We start from the raw sequence: 18,289 nt of genomic DNA on the forward strand, positions 1-18,289 counted from the left end.
GTGTACTACACGACTGAGAGGGGGTCAAATTAACTATTTTGCATTTTTTCAACGATTTGGTGCAAATAAGCCAAACTTTCCTTGGGATACCTTGTTTGCGTCTTTCGGTCAACTGCAATCAAGCCAAATGTTTGGGCATAGCCTAACTGCCACTCAAAATTATCCAAAAGCGACCAGTAGCAGTAACCAATGACAGGCACACCCGCTGCTTTGGCTTGGGCAACTCCTTCAATCGCACGAGCCATAAATTCAATTCGTTCCGCATCGTTATCTGTTGCCACGCCGTTTTCTGTTACCAAAATAGGTTTATGCCATTGTTTCGCAACCGCTTGTAGCACATTTCCCAACGCTTCTGGATAAAATTCGTACCCCATTTTGGTCATGCGCGTGGGCTCTTCTGGTACTGCTTGTCCTGGTAGCGCATGGATTTTACGCGTGTAATTTTGAACGCCTAAAAAATCATCGGCTTCCAAGTAAGGTAAATAGTCGAGAAAATCAGCTTGCTGTCCGGCTTCGGCTAACGCTTCGGCTCCTGGCAAGGCTTGATGGTCATACAATGAAAAGGTAATTCCTACTTGCGTTTCTGGATGAATGGCTTTAAAAGCTTCACGCGCCGCTTGGTGACAAGCCATAATAATTGCTTCCCCCGCTTCGCTTCTTGGTGCTAAAAAGGTTTGAATTTTATCAGGTGCGATTTCGAAACTATCGGCTAATCCCTGATTAAAAATCGCTCTTTCATCATTTGCCTGTAATTCATTTAATCCAATTTGTAAATCAGCAGTTTTCTCTTCCGTTGCTGCTTCGGGTGCTTGCTGTGCGGCGGCTTGCATGCCTTCAATTAATTTTCGAATTTGTTTGCCCATATTGGCTTCATTAATCGTACAAACATAAGGAATCAAATCGCCCAAACGTTCTGCAATCAATTGTGCATATTGACGGAAATAGGCAATCGTCGTTTGCGCTTCCCAACCGCCTTCTGTAATCAACCATTTGGGTGATGTAAAATGATGGAGCGTCACAATTGGCGTTAGATTTAACTGATGACAAGTTAATAAAACCTCACGATAATGGGCAATTTCCGTTTCATCATAAACCCCTTTTTGTGGTTCAATTCGAGCCCATTCAATTGAAAAACGATAGGCATTCGCTCCTGTATCTGCGAGCAGTTGTAGATCTTCTTTATAACGGTGGTAATGGTCTGCTGCATCCAGTGACGGTTCAGAAAAATTACTGCCTGGCAATTGTTCCATCGCCCAATAGTCACTCTTTTTATTGTTTCCCTCGACTTGATGCGCCGCTGTAGCCGCACCAACTAAAAATTTTGTTTGCTTCACCTGTTCGTCCTCCTGTTTTCCTCTATCCATTCGCATTTAGTGTTTCAATAATGTGAGTCAGTGTTTCCTCGCTGAATCTTCCACCAGATAGTGTGACTAACGAACGCAGAGGCATTTTATTCGTCATTTCATCCATTAATTGTGTATCGTTTGAATCAGCAGGATCACTTGGTTCAGGTGCTAAATTCATTTGCTGCAACACTTGTTTGCCAGCAGGTGTTTTCGCCAAATCGCCAATCAATGAATTGCGGTCAAATTTCAGCTGGTGAACCGCCGTTGAAGTAACATACACTTGTTGACTTCCCAAAATAGTTTGTGAAGAAGAACCAATTAACAGATTGAAAAAACCAGACGTAACACACCAGTCATGGCGTGTTTCATCATAATAAGCAAAGGCTCGTTTCCCTAACTTAAACTGAACGACTTTTGCTTCACCAGCTTCTAAAGCCACTTTTTCAAAGCCTTTCAGTTCTTTTAGTGGGCGAATCACTTGACTGTTCACTTCTTGAACATACAGCTGTACAATTTCTTTTCCGCTACGCTGACCTGTGTTTTGAATCGTAACAGAGACCGTCACTTCTTCTTCATCCGTCAATTCTTTCCGGTCAACGGTTACTTGACGATACTCAAAATTAGTGTAACTTAAGCCATGACCAAAGGGAAACAACACTTCGGTTTCGGTTTTATCATAATATCGATACCCAACAAACAAACCTTCCCGATAAGCTACTTGCTGCTTTTCTCCTGGAAAATTGAGAAAAGAAGGATTATGTGACAGTTTCATAGGGAAACTTTCGGCCAATTTACCAGAAGGATTCACGTCCCCAAATAACACATCCGCCACGGCACCTCCCATTGCTTGCCCTGCTAAATACGTTTCAAGTACCCCTTTTACACTGGAAAGCCAAGGCATTTCAATCGGACCACCATTTGCCAATATCACGACAACGTTTTCTTGTACTTCGGTAATGGCTGCTAATAATTCCGTCTGATTAACTGGTAGCTGTAAATGTTGGCGGTCATAGGCTTCTGATTCATAATGCTGCGGTAGTCCTAGAAAAACGAGTGCAATCTCGGCGGCTGCCGCACCTGCGACTGCCTCTTGAATTAAATCAGCATCTGTATCTTCATTCAATAAGTAACCCGGATAATAGGACGCTGCACCTTCTTCCGTCAATTTCATATGAATTTGTTCCTGAACCGTATCCATCATTGTTGGATTGACACGCGAGCTACCGCCACCTTGAATTCGTGGTTCTTCTAGTAAACGACCAATCAACGCCACTTTTTTATCTGATGCAACTGGTAAACTCTGCGCCTCATTTTTTAACAAGACGAAACTTTCACTGGCTGCTTTACGGGCTAATTGATGATGCGTAACCGAGTCATCTGTCACCGACTGCATCTGTTCTTGCACACGAAATGCTAAACGTAAAATTCTTGCAACCGCAGTATCGACAACGGCTTCTGACAATGCACCTGACTGCACAGCTGCGATTATTTTTTGATCATTAATCCCTTGATTTCCCGGCATTTCTAAATCCAGTCCTGCTTCCAGACTCGCTACTCGGTCGTCAACGCCTCCCCAATCTGAAACGACAACTCCCTCAAAGTCCCATTCATCTCTTAAAATCTCTTTTAGCAAATGCGTATTTTCAGCACAGTAGTCCCCATTGACTTTGTTATAGGCGGTCATTACGGTCCAAGGTTGTCCTTCTTTAATCGCCGTTTCAAAACTGGCCAAATAAATTTCTCTGAGCGTTCGTTCATCCACTTGAACGTCTAAAACCATCCGTAAATGTTCTTGATTATTGGCGGCAAAATGTTTCACGGAAGCTCCGACTCCTTGGCTTTGAATGCCTTGAATTGCATGTTTTGCCAGTTGAGAAGACAAATACGGATCTTCTGAATAATATTCAAAATTACGTCCACATAACGGTGAACGTTTGATATTTGCGCCAGGTCCTAAAACTACACCGACTTTTTCGGCTTTTGCTTCAGCTCCTAAAGCCGCACCCACTTCTTCTATCAATGCTCGATTCCAAGAAGAAGCTAGTGTTACTTCCGTAGGAAAACAAGTCGCAGGAATACTTTCATTTAATCCGACATGATCGGCTTTTCCAGCTTGTTTTCTTAAACCATTCGGCCCATCTGTGAGCATAAAAGCTGGAATTTGCAAACGGTCAAGCGCTTCTGTATGCCAAAAATCGGCACCTGAACACAGACTGGCTTTTTCTGCTAAAGTCATTTCACTAATCAATTGTTCGATTTGATTCATCACGGTTTCATCCTTTCCAACTTTTTTATCAGTTACTTGTACCACTACGGGTTAGTCTTTTTCTAAACTATACATTTGAATGCCTTGGCTTTCTAAATGTTTTTTTAAATTGGAATAGTGAAAGGATAAATTTCCCAAAAGTGCTTGTCCAAAACCACGACAATCAATCACTACGTCGTATTCATTTGAACGTAACCAATCTGTCCACTCATCCAATGTTTGCTGATTGGCAATTCCTGTAAGCAACCAAACTTTTTTTCCCTCAAAATCAGCCGCATGATGATTCATCCAAAGAATAATCCGATCTTGGTCATACGATTTTTCAGCTTGTTGATATAACGTCATAAAACTTTTGACTAGTTCATAATTACCGTCTTCACTATAAAAAATATTATTCATGTGCATTGCTCCTTCTTATCCAATCAAGAACCTGATTTTTTTAAACAGCTAGGAGAAAGAGGGCATCCGCCATAAATCTTGCCTAGCTGTTATTTTAAATACTCACTTATTCAATTGTTGCTTTAAAAATTCATAGACAGCATCCATCGTTTTTTGGCTGTCAAAAACGTCAATATTCGCATGTGGGCCATTTTCATAAAAGAGAGTGGTTACTTTATCTTCACCGATTACTTCACGCGCCTTGGCTTCCATTTTATAACTATGGTCGATTGTCACCGCTTGATCATTCATTCCATGGGTCAAAAACATCGGTGGACAAGCCGGCGTCATTTGTTCCAATGGACTCGCCTCTTGCACTTTTTCTTCTGAATAATCGGCTCCAAATAATAATTCACCCATAATTCCGTGCATATCCGTTGGACCAAAGTAAGAAACAATTGCCTGAATCGCACTCGATTCCTCTGGATTGCCCATTGTTAAATCTTCATGTGATGCTTTGTCATTAGTGGTTCCCATTAATAAAGAGAGATGTCCACCAGCCGATTCACCCATCGCTGCAATGAAGTTTGTGTCCAGGCGATATTTCGCATGATTCGCTCGGATAAAGCGAACCGCTGCTTTTAAATCATAAATCATTTGCGGATACCCCGGCGTAATCACATTGTCTTGGTTAACCGAAAGGGTATATTCGGCACTCACAATTGCAAATCCTTTTGAAAGCAAGAACTCCATCGTATCACCAATAAAAACGGACTTACGGGTAAATTGTGTCCACGCTCCCCCATGAATCCAAAAAATCACAGGATAAGGTCCTTCCCCTTTTGGTACAGTAATATCAATCATCTGATTCGAGTTTTCCGGTTCAGTGGTTGGGATGTCCAAATATTGATCTGTTTCGACTGGTTCCCATGTTCTTTCTGCAATCGTCGCATTCGGGTCAATTTCACCAAATTTCCATTCAACCGCAAGAATTTCAAACTCACCAAAAATGCCACAAGCCGTTAAATGATGCGCATCTTGGTTAAACAACGCCATATTCCCATCATACGTGACTGTCGTTGTTTCGCCTTCAGCTAATTGATTGCCTGCATCAAAACCATGTTTGAAAAACATATATGACGTGTATGAACCCGCACCCGTTGCATGAGTGATTAATTCTTTGGCTTTTCCAACATAACGTGGAACACCTTCAAATGACATTGCAAATTCTTCTGGTTGATAGGCACCGTTGGCAATCATCAACGCATTGAGTTGAAAATCACCACCTAAAGCACCACTTTTAATCAAGCGATAAGTCATCTCAAAACCGGTAATCTTCGTATACGTATCCGGATATGTTGTTTTTGCATCCAACCAATACGTATTTTCTGCTTTTTTTTCAATCATTTTAAAATCCCTCTCCTTCAATGCCAGTTGCTAATTCAACTGTCGCATTATTTTCTTGTTGATTTCGTTTTTCTTTCAATTCTTGATCAATTTTTGGCTTAATCGCATCGTATTTGTAAAAATGAAGCGCAATTAATGAAATGAGAATCCCGACAGCCGGTAAAAAGGAATGCAAGAGTCGAATGCCTTCAATCGTCTCAGCTGATTGCGTTTCGACACCTGATTGTAAATTAACAACAGTTAATGCCAAGCCACCTAAGAAAGCACCCACAGAAGCACCTGTGTTGTTGAAGAAACTAGATAATCCTGCAATGACACCTTCCATTCGAGGCAATCCTTGACTTTCATTATAGTTAGACTGATCAATTAATAGAACAGATAACATGTAAGAAGAAGCCATTGTTGAAATTCCATTTAAAATACCAGCTATCGCTAATGCGAACAGACTCGTGTAAAGATAATACGTTATAAATGCTGCCGGCAGTGCCAATAGACTGGTAGCGATAATTAATTGTTTAATTGTATAGCGTTTCAAAATAAACGGATACAGCGCCAACGTGATAATTGGAATAATTCCTGATATACCAAGATATCCGGCTACTGCCAAGTCACCCACTACATATTGGAAGAAATAGGTTCCTAGACCAATGCCACTTGTACAATTCACTAGAAAAGAGAACAGGAACAAGGAAACAACAAATTTATTGTGTTTAAACAATCGGAAGAAATCAGAAAATTTTACAACGTCGGTCTTCACATCCACTTCATACACTTCTTTGACTGCAAAGAAACGTAGCATGCCCATCACACACATTGGAATGGAAATAAACAACATCGTACGGCTCCAAGCACCTGCATCTGAGCCTAAACGTGCTAAAATAATCGGAGCTATGATATTGAAGACCATGATGAACAACGTCGTTAAAATTCCACCCCATGAATTCAATTTAATATAAATCGAATCATTATTGAACGCTCGAACTTGATACGCTAAACCAGCTGCTTGTAGCAATGAACGTGCCACCGTTTGAGATAACGTATAGAAAATAAAAATCCAAGCATATTTAAAGGTCGCTGACGCATCCACTGGTGTCGAGAAGAGTAGCCAAGTCGCAACCCACAAAACAATCACAAACAAATCATACGGACGACCACGCCCCCAGCGTGTATTGGTGCGGTCAATCAAAATTCCAAAGAATAAGTCAACGACACCATCCAAAATTTTAGAAACCAACAAGACCGTCCCTAAAAGTCCAGCGTGTAAGCCCAAGACACTCGTTGAGTACAACATCAGATAACCTAATAAGACAAATTCCACTGCCAATGAGGTACCATTTAGTACCCAAGATACAAATTTAAACATGCCAACTTGATTTGGATCTTTTTTCTTTTTAGCCATTTTAATCCCCTCTTTTAGACATATTTTTCGTATTTCGAACTCTTATCAAAAAATCAATCACATGAATCAACAGTAATCCGTACCCGATCCAGATTTAGAACGTCTAAGAATCGATCTCGTTTACCAGCAGGCAGAGGATTGGTGATGACATTGACCACTGCAAAATAAGTACCTGGTTGGTCATAAATAAATTGGTTGGCGACTTGATAGGTTTCAGAATCCAATGCAGTCACCGCCAATTGTTCTTCCCCATAACACACTTCACGAATGTGATCTCCGTACGTCGTTTGTCCTTGACCAGTTTGGTTCCAACGACTCGCAACCACTTGTCCACCACCGGAAGGTACGCGAATGGTTGCTTGTAAATTAACTTTTTCGCCCACTTTCACATGGACATGTTTTAAACCATTCACTACTAATTCGATTCGCGGTTGAACACCGCCTAATTCATCCGCTGTTTCATCTAATAAAACTTGCGCACCTTGTAAATGATAAGCCGTCGTTGGCGCAGGTTCAATCTTTTTTTCTACCCAATCACTAAGCGCTAATAATCCCCGTTTAACTGCACCGTCATAATTAACTGTCTGCGGTCCTAAATCATAAACAGAATCATTGTGTAACGCACGATCCATGTACCAGACTCGAATCATTTCATCCGATGCCATTCCTTGTTTTTGTGCCTGTTGATTAACCAATTGTCGATACCAATCTGCTTGCCAAGGACTAGCAAATTCATCCATTAAACTTTCTACGACAATCGCTTTACATTGCAACTGACCGTCTTGGACACTTCCTGAACCACCTTGAGCAATCCACGGCCCTACCGATTCAACCGGTCGTTTTGGTAAATTCGGATGCCGCTCATTCAGATAGGCATACGGCGCAAACGCGCTAGCGACTGATTGATACATAAAGTAATGTTGAAAAGCTAAATAATCGGCATTTTCAATCGCGATAGCATCTCCAGGCTGCAATTGCGAAACGACTGCTTCTAAATCATCAATTCCATAAGTAGGTCCTAACAAAATATAATTATCTTGAACCGCTGAAATCGTTAAACTCGTACCGGCAGCATTCCCCGACAAAATTTTAAATTCTAAACCTAAAATATATAAGTCTTCTTTCTCCAAAACATCTTCCAGCTCAATCAAACTTGTACTACCCTTACTTAGTTGTTTTAAAAAAGCATCGTTGGTTCCATTGCTACCAATATTTTCACGCTGCACTTCTTTACCAACGGTCACTTTTTTAATTCGGCTGGAGAACGCAACCAAATCTTTGGTTGCACTTTCTGCTTTTTCATAGCCCGCATAGCCTGGTTTTTGCCAAAAATCATCCCAATACGTTGCGTCAAATGCTTTTACAATCGGTGCGATTACGGGAATTGCACCGTCATCCATCAATCCCTCTTGCATCATAAACCACGTTCGCGGTGGGAAACCAAGTCCAATCATTTCTTCCAACGTATTCGCTTCCAATTCAGTCAACTCTGATTGAATGGCTGCTAAGCCGACACCGCCCGCATCTAGCGCATCTAAAATTTGCGGTAAACGATGCCGTAAAACACGTTTACCTAAACTTGAAATCGTCAAACACAATGGTAACGCGTAGGGACTGCCAATCACATAAGGTAACCCACCATCCCAAGCATTGGTATTTTCAATGCAAGACATTGTTTTATAGGCGCCGCCACTTCCACCATAAACATAACCATAGGGACGTCCCATGTCGTATTCTTTTTGCGCAATCTCCCTTGATAATTCCGCTGCCGCAGCACTCGACTGATACAATAACGTCGCATCAGAATTCCCACCTTTGAAAGGATCTTTGGAACCCATATTTGTCGCTACAAAATAAGCACCATGAGTCAACGCAAAGACAATCTGATTGTCTAAAGCGGGACGGTCAAAATAAGCATTTTCTTCATCTGGTCCAGGAAAAGGGGACAAATGTTGAAAAAATCTTCCTTGATAGTGTTCTTTCAGCGGGAAACAAAAGGAAAATTTAACGCACCGATTTTCTTCGTCTTCGGTGACAAATGTTCCATGGTAGTATTTGTAACGCAATGGTTTTCCATCTAGTCCTTTGATTTCTCTGAACTCCTCGCAATCAAAGACCGGTTGTTGCCATCTTGGATCTTTTTTGGCATCATAAATTTCTTTCATCGTCCAACTCTCCTTACTTCCCCCAGAATGTATAAGTCCCCGGTGCAATTTTTGTTTCCACACCATCTAATCGCACACAAGCTGCAACTGGCGTCGTCACTTCATAACACAGTTGTTCTTCACGCCAGCTCCATTTGGTTTTTACAAGACCATGCGGTGTTTCCATACAAACAGCTAGCCACGGTAAGTCTTTCGTTACTTTTGGTTCAAACACAATTTCCTTAAATCCAGCTTGTTGTATATGAATACCGGCTGCTTCTTCATACATCCAATCAATGACTGAACCATACGCATAATGGTTAAACGAATTCATATCTTCTGACCAGAAATCGCCATGCTCATTAAAACCATCCCAATGCTCCCAGACAGTTGTCGCACCCATCTCTACCGAATATAACCATGAAGGAAAGGCAGTTCGTAACAAGAGTTTGTAAGCTAGTTCTGTATAACCGAAACGACTGAGTGCATGTAAAATATGCGGTGTTCCCACAAATCCAGTTTGCATTTTAAAGCCATCCGCCTCAATTTTTTTGGCAAGGTCTGCTGCCGTTTGTTGCGGGTCACTCGCTAACTCAAAGACTAACGCTAATACATGCTCTGTCTGCGTTTCATACGTTGGAAAAGTTTCTCTAAACGTTGTCACAATCTTTGCATATAATGTTTCATATTGCCGAACATCTCGGTTAATTAGGCGACCGGTTTCTACCAAAATACGCGTTGAGTTGGCATAAAAGGCACTCGCAACAAAATCAACACGGCTAGAGCCCATCAATGAACCTGCTGGCGCATCTAAGCCAAGCCAATCACCAAAATACAACGTACCCGTCCATAAATTTTCAGTTTCCGTCGTTGCCGTTACAAAATCAACCCATTTTTGCATCGCTTCAAAGTTATCCACTAAAAAGCTTTTATCTCCATACGTTTGATACAACTGCCACGGAATAATCGTCACTGCATCCGCCCAAGCAGCGCTATAATGCCCATCATTTAGATAATCTGGGACAACATCTGGAACCATGCCATTTTCTTTTTGCGCCACACGCAAATCAGCCAACCATTTTTTGAAGAAACGTGCAACATCATAGTTATAACTTGCGGCTTTAACGAACGCTTGCGCATCGCCTGTCCAACCTAAGCGTTCATCTCGTTGCGGACAATCGGTTGGTACGTCAACAAAGTTCGTTTTTTGTCCCCAGAAGATATTGGAAATTAATTGATTCAATTGCACATTACCTGTTTCAATACTTCCCGTTTGCTTGATATTAGAGTAAATCGCAATGGCTGAAAAATGATCCGCACGAGGTGTTTCAGGAAACGCCTCAATTTTTAAATAGCGAAAACCAAAGAACGTTAACTTAGGATGATACTGATTGTACCCTTCTTGACAAATATAATGTACTTGCGCTTTGGCAGAACGATAATTGGCATTATAAAAATTGCCCTCTTTATCCAAAACTTCACCATGTGTAAATTTGATTTCAGCTCCACGTTGGGCTGTCAGTTGAATTTCAACGTAACCAGTCACTTCTTGCCCGAAATCAACCACAGTTTCTCCTTTTGGCGTTTGAAAAATACGTTTAACAGCTACTCTTTCTTTTTCTTGAATCATTTCTCCTTCTTGTGCAATCAAGTTTTCGTGCGTTTCATCCAAAATCACAGGACGCTGCCAATCCGTTACAAGAAAGCCAGCATCATACGTTTCACCATCGTAAATTTCACTAAAACGAATGGCACTTTCTGCGACTTCCCACTGTTCATCGGTAACAAGAATTGTTTTCTTGCCTGTAGCATCGGTCAGATGAATTTCTGCGAGTAAAGCCGTGGGACGCTCCATGCGACCACGCTTATCTTCATTATCATCTGCAATCCAACCCGGCATTGGTGAACTGTACCAGCCTTTTCCTAATTCGATTTGAAGTTCATTCGTAGCCTTTACTAAATCTGTAATCACATAACGCTGAACTTGCAACCGTTCATCGTACTCTGTCCATCCCGGTGCGAGTACAAAATCACCGACCCGTTTCCCATTAAGCGTTGCTTCGTAAACGCCTCTTGCCGTAATCCATAACTCTGCTTGTGAAAACTCTGTTTGCTGCCACGTTTTTCTAAACACCTGACACGTTGCTGTCGGTTTTTCACTTAAACTAATCCATTTCGCTTTTTCTAACATGATGTCCTCCTAGTCAAAATCTTCTATTTTCCATTCATCAAACCAGTCAATCACTGGTCCTTCTTCCGTAAACCGCAATGGTAACCAAACATAATCAGCGATTGATGTGTTGCGTTTCAAATCATTCCCAAACGTATTTTCTGGGACAGGCAAGTTATCATCAAATAACGCTTCAAAAAATTTGGCGTATGCTGGATAAGACAACTCTTGTTGGTCAGGTACCCAGCGGTCTGCACAAGCAATGTATAACTTTTTTTTCCCTTGTACTTTAAAAACCGACGAAATCTGCGAGTGAAACGAGGTATTCGTCGCATCAGTCGGATGTGGATTTCCTAAAATAGTAAACGGACCATGCCAACTGTCAGCCACAGCAATTTCAGACGGATTAGGTAAATAACCAGTCGTCCCGGATGTCAATAAATATTGTTTATTTTTTCTCGTGAAATGTGCCGTTGCTTCACGGACAAACGGCGGCGATTTCCTTGCAAAATGTGTACTGTAATATCCCGTCACATCTAAATAGTCATCCGTCAAATCCGCACAAATGGTTTCACTGTGAACGCGTTCAAAATAGTAATACGCTTTCCCATCAGGAGCAACCACTAAATCAAAGTCTCCTGCGGACATATTTAATGGACGCAAACCACTTTTAACCATTCGATACGGCCCTAAAAAACGATCAGCCACCAAAACAGTCGATGCCTGTTGTCCATTTGGCAACATAATTTTTAACCAACAGACATACTGCTGATTGGCTTGATGATAAATAATATGTGGGCGATCCATCATACTACTTGGATGTAACGGAGACTCTGGATTTTTGGTATCTGGTGGAATGATTAAACCCAAGTCCTCCCAGTTATACAAATCTTTCGATGCATAACAGCGAACACCCCAATGCCAGATACCGTTTTTTCCATCGGTCTTTTCTTTATTTTCTCCGTACCAATAATAAGTTCCTTCTTCATAAAATACTGAGCCACCGTGTGCTTGAATTCTTTCTCCCTTAGTATCCAGCCACACCTGACCCGGTCGAATGCTCGTTTGCATCTTTCTTTTCCTCCATTACATGTGCCTCGGCGTAAAAAGCTCTGGTTTTCCCATCAATGACGGCACTTTCTAACACTTCAATGCGTTCAGTTAGCACTATATTTTCAGCCGTCGTCCCCAACATCACGCGAAACATTCCTTTTTCAATGAGCCATTGATTGTCACGATTGATAAAAGCAACTTGGCTCGGATAAAACGTAAAGACCACTGTTTTAGCCTCCTGCGGTTGCAAAGAAACTTTTAAAAATCCTGCCAATTCATGATGTGGTCGCGTCATTGAAGCGGCTTCATCCGACACATACAATTGCACCAATTCACAGCCTGCCCTTTCGCTAGTATTGGTCACTGTCACGGTTATCTCCACTGCTTCATGCGGTAAAAATTGCTGCTTATTTAATTTAAAGTCCGCATAAGCAAACTGACTATACGATAAACCATAGCCAAAAGGATAACGAGGGTGGTGTGATGTTTCTAAATATTCGGTAAAACCAACCGATTCAGCTTGATGCCACTGGGCGCCATTCAAATGATCGTGATACACCGGAACTTGCCCCGCTACATAAACCACCGACACCGGCAAACGCCCGCTCGGATTGTTCACACCAATTAATGTATCGACAAGTGCGGCGGCGGCTTGATCTCCGGGATTCCACGCTTCGATTAGCGCATCAAGTGTCTGGTCAGCCCTATCACTTGAAATTGGTCGGCCATCAAAATGAATCCCAATGGTTTTCACATTTATTTTCGCCAACGCTTCAAGAAACTGTTCTTGCACCCACGGCAAATTAATTGAGGTACTATCAATCCCCTCACCCGTACTAGCAATCATGGACGTCCCATATTTACCACCTAAAGTTACAATCACTACATCCGCTTGTTGTGCAACCGCTAGAGCTTCTGCAAAATGACTCGTATCGGTCCCCGCAATGTCATAACCATAAGCCGTTAAAATTTCTGAATCCGGCATTCTGAATTTTAATTCAGCAATTAAGCTACGTTCGTCTGGTTTTAACTGCTGAAACAACGCTTCAAACTCAGGACTATCGACTTGAATCGGCGTGCCCGGAATTTTTTCATAGTCTGCTGTTGCTTCAATTCCAGCCACACCGGCCATGGTTTTTTTCGCTGCCAGTACACCTTCTGCCATTGAAAAATGGGAATACCCCCCATAAAAAGTACGTGCAGTGTCCGCATGGCAACCAATCACAGCAATTTTAGTGACAGGTTTGAGTGGTAACAAGCCATTGTTTTTTAGTAACACGAATGATTGACTCGCAATCGCTTTGGCAGTTTCTCGTTTAGCCGATTGACCAAAGTGTAACGAAAGTTCCTCTTCTGGTAAGGCAAATGGCGCTTCGAATAACCCCATGCGGAACTTGGCTTCTAAAACCTGTAGTACCGCTTGATCAAGTACGGCGATTGGGACACGTCCTTGTTCAAACCATTGCCCCAGTTCTTCATTAAAAGTCGTGGCATTGGGCAATTCAATCGCCATTCCCGCTGAAAGTGACGCGTAACCTGTTTCCGTCAGACTTTCAAAATTTTTCTGAGCGGTGTGTACGTTACTAATCGCTGAATAATCCGATACCACGAGTCCTTCAAAGCCCATCTCTTGTTTCAGCAAATCTGTTAATAAGGCTTTGGAAACACTTGGCGGTTCATTATCAATCGCCGAATAGCACGGCATCACACCTTTTAAATCAGCTAAGACCATCGCTGCTTGGAAAGGCTTTCCATATTTCTCACGCAATGTTCGATTGGAAACGGTCGCCTGCGTGCCATGAATCCCACCTTCGGAAGCATGAGATGCTAAAAAGTGTTTAGCAACTGCTTCGGTTCGCTTGCCATTACTAACTTCTGATTGCAAGCCTTGCGTATAAGCAACGCCCATTTGTGCCACTAAATTGGCATCCTCACCATACGCTTCACCTTGGCGCCCGAAACGTGGGTCTAAATTAATATCTAAGACTGGGGCAAATGTATGCGTAATGCCCACGGCTCGTTCTTCTTGCGCCGTTATCAGTCCGACTTGATATTCAAGTGTTGGATTAAACGTGGCACCGCGCGCAATCCCGGTTGCAAAACTCATTGCTTGTGGAAGATAGGCGCCCGATAACCCTTCCATATGAAAAATTGCCGGAATCTGGTGTGGCGAAAGTTTCATAATCTCTTCCTGCATTTTTTTTTGATAACGCGCAGTTTCCTTCAAATTGGTTAAGCGTCTCATTTCCAAAAGCGAAATTTCGCCAATACCTTTTGGACAATTTTTTCTCAGGGCATCCATATCTGAAAAATCTTGTGGTAGAAAACCCACTATTTGTGCCATTTTTTCTTCAATACTAAGTTCTTCTAATAATTTCTCTGCACGTTCTTTGCTTGAAAGTTGCGTATCTTGCCATGTCATCACTTCCTAGCTCCTTTCTTTTCTTTAGTTTACTACCTATTGACAGCGATTCCAATTTCACATATCATGAATAGTAGTACGCGATTCTCAGATTGTTTTTTCCCAAAAAAGGAGCCCGTCATGTTAAATCAAATTACTTCGGATTATTTAATCACACTCAATAAAATTGAACATTTGCAAAAACAAACGGGGCATTTCGAATTGGAATTTCCCCAACAAGCTTATACGCGCACGGCTCAAGGTGAATTATTTTTCTTAAAAGATTTTTTTCTAAAAAAATCCAGCGTGAACATTTCCAAACACAACCGATTTGCCCCTTTTCCTTTGCATACACATGACTTTGTAGAACTAAGCTACATGCTCAAAGGTCACTCAGAACAAATTGTCAACAATGAACGTGTTCTTTTGAACCAAGGGGATATTCTTTTAATTAATTCTGGTTGCCACCATTCCATCGCCCCTTTAGGTGAAGAGGATATTCTAATCAATCTAATTTTTGACTTAGGAAAAATTGATACGACTTGGTTTGAGAAATTAGAAAGCTCTCAAAAGTTTTTATTCACTTTTTTGTTACATCCGGGTGAGCATCAAACGTCGCAATATGTCATTTTCTTTGGTCAATCCAATACGGATGTACTCACCGTTTTTGATAGTTTACTTAATAAGTATTTTACAACCGAACATTTCTCCACTTATCTGGTTCACTACTATTTGACGATTCTTTTAATTGAACTATTAAGCAATACCAAATTTGATGTCCGCGGGAACACGAATATGAAAAACACTCAATTATTTGAACTATTTTTCCAAATTGATAAGCATTTTAATGAGATTAGTTTGGATCAGTTAGCACGGCAATTTCACTACAATAACAACTATCTTTCTGGCATGATTAAGCGTTTTACAGGGAAAACTTTGTCAGAGATTATCAATGAAAAACGAGTTCAGCGAGCAGCTTTTTTACTTGAAAATACAGATTTAAGAATTGAAGATATTTTGGATGACCTACATTTGAAAAATAAAGGTTTCTTTTATAAAATTTTTAAAGAACACTATCAACAGACGCCGATTCAATACCGCAAAAAAAAGCAAACATCTTCATAAAATTACTGAAAATGTGCATGAATGCGTCTATTTATCAAGCATCCCTACACATTTTCATTTTTTATGTCACTCTCTAAATTTATTTATATGCATTGTAAGCGAGTTCATTCCAACGTAATTCATTCTCCAAAGTGTGAATAGTCGTGTTCGCATCAATCAGAATCGTTTCAATGCCTAATGTTTTCGCCCATAATTCCAATTGTTCTGCTGTCGCATGATAGGAAAAACCAAAATGATGACCTGCGCCCGCTAAAATCCAGGCTTCCGCTCCTAAAGTCGTTGACGGCTGATTTTCCCATAAAATACTTGCTACGGGTAAATGTGGTAAATCATTGGGATTTTTGACTGCAGTCACTTGATTAATCACTAATCGAAAGCGATTGCCCATATCAACAAGTGACGCTACCACAGCTGATCCGGCTTTTCCTTTAAAAATTAAACGAGCCGGGTCTTTACGATTCCCTACAAATAGCGGATGCACTTCAATTTTAGGTTTCTCTTCACTTAAGGTTGGACAAAGCTCCAACATATGCGCGCCTAAGACGGTCTGTTGACTTGTTCCAAAATTGTAAATGTAGTCTTCCATAAACGAAGTACCTTGATTATGCGTCATTACTTTCATCAATCGCACCATACCGGCCGTTTTCCAATCGCCTTCTCCGCCAAATCCGTAGCCTTTCGCCATCAAATTTTGCGCGGCTAAACCTGGTAATTGCTCCAAGCCATGTAAATCTTGGAAACAAGTAACGAACGCTGTGTATCCATTTTCATCCAAAAATTCCTCGATAGCAATTTCAAGTTTGGCTTGGTAACGTACTGCATTTATATCAAATTGTTGTTCGTCAAAATCGTAGTTCGTCAAATATTCTGCCATCAACTGATCGACTTTTTCTTCTGCTACAACAGCAACCAACGCCGCTAAATCACCAGCTGCATACGTATCAATCGTCCAGCCCAATTTAATCTGCGCTTCTACTTTATCTCCTTCAGTGACCGCTACTTCTCGCATATTGTCGCCAAAACGAGCAATTTTTAAAGAAGATACTTCCGTAATCGCAACCGCTACATTCATCCACTCGGCTACTTTTTCAATCACTGACTCCGCCTGATAATAACCCGAAATCACTTTACGAACTTTCCGCAAACGACTGGCAATAAAACCAAACTCTCGGTCGCCATGCGCGGATTGATTCAAATTCATGTAATCCATGTCAAAACTTTCCCATGGAATGGTTTGATCCATCTGTGTATTCAAATGCAATAACGGTTTTTTCAACGCTTGTAACCCTTTAATCCACATTTTTCCAGGTGAAAAAGTATGCATCCACGTAATGACACCACCACAAGCGGGATCCGCATTTGCTGCAACAAAAGCATCCAAGATTTCCTGTTCAGTTTTGACAACTGCTTTGAATTTCACCGGATAAGGTAACGTTTCTAGCCCATTATAAAAATCAACAACGCGCACTGAATCCGCTACAACTTGCTGAACCACTTCTTCCCCGTATAAAGATTGACAACCGGTCACGAACCACAATTCATATTTTTTTTCTTTAATCATTCTTTTCTCCCTCTATCTCAAATCGCACGGTCAATTCCGTGGTCATTTTTTCTTTTGGTGCCAATATTTTTAATGATTTTTCTTGACTTCTCCCTTGCGTCCAGACATTAGCAGGCTCAATTCCTAAGACATAGTCACCTTGACCGGCCATCTTCCATTGCACCAATCGTGGCAACTGTTCTGTGTTCCATGCCAGTTTTGTCCACAAGGTATGCGCATGCGGTCCTACATAAAAATGGGGCGTTTTTAAGCGCACTTCCGCCCACTCTTTTTCTAACACTTGATGGTAAAAGACTTCTTCTTGAAAACCGGACGTGGGTTGTTGAAAGCCATGCACGTTTTTTTCTTTCATATCCCCTGCCGTCGCCAAATGCGTTTGGACTGACGGTAAATAAATTTCGGTTGCTTCGTTCAATAATGGAAAACCAAAATTAAAATGATACAACAATAATAGCGGGACTTTTTCAGCGCCAGCATTTTCAATTTCGTCACAAATCTGAATCGCATTCGAACCCAAGGTGACTGTGATGGTACGTGTCATCCGCAACCGATGTCCTAACATGCTTGTTTCTTGTACAATGCCGCGAATCAGCCATTTACATTCATCGCCTTGCCACTCTTCACTGATTGAAACTTGTTCAGCAGGTGTATGGTGCACTGCGCCATGCAACCCATACACCCCCCTTTCATCTTCGCCAGGTTGGCCAACTTGCGTTAAGCCACAAGTCATTAATAAACCGCCTGAAGCCGTTTTTAACCAATTTTTACCGTTAGCATCATAATAACTCGGATGTACCATCCCATTCGGACTGTCCCACGAAAGCGCCGCCCCATATAATTCAGCATGCGCAATATCCATACCTTTATCCTGCGTAATCCAAAAACACAGACCACCACCTGTTTTAACTTGTAAGACAGTGACGCCTCGTTCTTTTCCTGTTTGCATCTGAAACGTTTGGACACCTGCCACTTGCGTCATTTTACCGGTATAATTTTCCAAAGTCGCTTTCGTCATTTTTCTGCCAAAAATGTCCATTTG

Annotated in this window: 12 protein-coding genes; 1 reads left to right on the forward strand and 11 read right to left on the reverse strand. The window is 41.4% G+C overall.

From position 1 onward, the window contains the following. Positions 1–29: 29 nt before the first annotated feature. The 9 genes from FJU10_RS16295 to FJU10_RS16335 all read right to left on the reverse strand — a co-directional run bounded on the left by FJU10_RS16295 (position 30) and on the right by FJU10_RS16335 (position 14,585). Complete coding sequence (locus FJU10_RS16295; protein ID WP_223273100.1) at positions 30–1,334, reverse strand: glycoside hydrolase family 1 protein; 1,305 nt, start codon at positions 1,332–1,334, stop codon at positions 30–32. A 22-nt stretch (positions 1,335–1,356) separates the two neighbouring features. Next, on the reverse strand, positions 1,357–3,612 hold the full coding sequence (locus tag FJU10_RS16300; protein ID WP_223273101.1) for a beta-glucosidase: 2,256 nt from the start codon (positions 3,610–3,612) through the stop codon (positions 1,357–1,359). Between the two features lie 51 nt (positions 3,613–3,663). Next, entirely contained in the window at positions 3,664–4,011 is a 348-nt protein-coding gene (locus tag FJU10_RS16305; protein ID WP_140966385.1) for a hypothetical protein, read from the reverse strand. A 102-nt stretch (positions 4,012–4,113) separates the two neighbouring features. Continuing rightward, a complete protein-coding gene (locus tag FJU10_RS16310) occupies positions 4,114–5,397 on the reverse strand; it encodes an alpha/beta hydrolase (protein WP_140966386.1) in 1,284 nt (427 codons plus the stop codon). Between the two features lies 1 nt (position 5,398). Beyond that, positions 5,399–6,796 carry an MFS transporter gene (locus tag FJU10_RS16315; RefSeq protein ID WP_140966387.1) on the reverse strand — a complete coding sequence of 466 codons (1,398 nt, stop codon included), beginning with the start codon at positions 6,794–6,796 and terminating at the stop codon, positions 5,399–5,401. 53 nt (positions 6,797–6,849) lie between these two features. Beyond that, positions 6,850–8,961, reverse strand: coding sequence for a hypothetical protein (locus tag FJU10_RS16320; RefSeq protein WP_140966388.1), 2,112 nt, complete (start codon positions 8,959–8,961; stop codon positions 6,850–6,852). A gap of 13 nt (positions 8,962–8,974) precedes the next feature. Next, positions 8,975–11,131 carry an alpha-L-rhamnosidase gene (locus tag FJU10_RS16325; protein WP_140966389.1) on the reverse strand — a complete coding sequence of 719 codons (2,157 nt, stop codon included), beginning with the start codon at positions 11,129–11,131 and terminating at the stop codon, positions 8,975–8,977. A 9-nt stretch (positions 11,132–11,140) separates the two neighbouring features. Further along, positions 11,141–12,181: a family 43 glycosylhydrolase gene (locus tag FJU10_RS16330; RefSeq protein WP_140966390.1), complete on the reverse strand. Its 1,041-nt coding sequence runs from the start codon at positions 12,179–12,181 to the stop codon at positions 11,141–11,143. Then, positions 12,138–14,585 (reverse strand): glycoside hydrolase family 3 N-terminal domain-containing protein, encoded by a 2,448-nt coding sequence (locus tag FJU10_RS16335; RefSeq protein WP_140966391.1) that lies wholly within the window; start codon positions 14,583–14,585, stop codon positions 12,138–12,140. Before FJU10_RS16335 ends, FJU10_RS16330 begins: the two co-directional genes overlap by 44 nt. A 120-nt stretch (positions 14,586–14,705) precedes the next feature. On the opposite strand from FJU10_RS16335, the gene FJU10_RS16340 reads away from it, so the two are divergent. Continuing rightward, a complete protein-coding gene (locus tag FJU10_RS16340) occupies positions 14,706–15,689 on the forward strand; it encodes an AraC family transcriptional regulator (RefSeq protein WP_189372372.1) in 984 nt (327 codons plus the stop codon). 79 nt (positions 15,690–15,768) lie between these two features. Here FJU10_RS16340 and araA read toward each other — a convergent pair whose 3' ends face one another. Together araA and FJU10_RS16350 are read right to left on the reverse strand one after the other, a co-directional pair. Next, positions 15,769–17,250, reverse strand: coding sequence for an L-arabinose isomerase (gene araA / locus FJU10_RS16345; RefSeq protein WP_140966393.1), 1,482 nt, complete (start codon positions 17,248–17,250; stop codon positions 15,769–15,771). Then, the gene (locus FJU10_RS16350; RefSeq protein WP_140966394.1) at positions 17,243–18,286 is read right to left on the reverse strand and encodes a DUF4432 family protein; all 1,044 of its coding nucleotides are present in this window, start codon (positions 18,284–18,286) and stop codon (positions 17,243–17,245) included. Before FJU10_RS16350 ends, araA begins: the two co-directional genes overlap by 8 nt. Between the last annotated feature and the right edge of the window lie 3 nt (positions 18,287–18,289).

Origin of the sequence: Enterococcus sp. OL5, assembly GCF_006491895.1 — a bacterium.
In the GTDB taxonomy this organism is placed as follows: Bacteria; Bacillota; Bacilli; order Lactobacillales; family Enterococcaceae; genus Enterococcus_D; species Enterococcus_D innesii.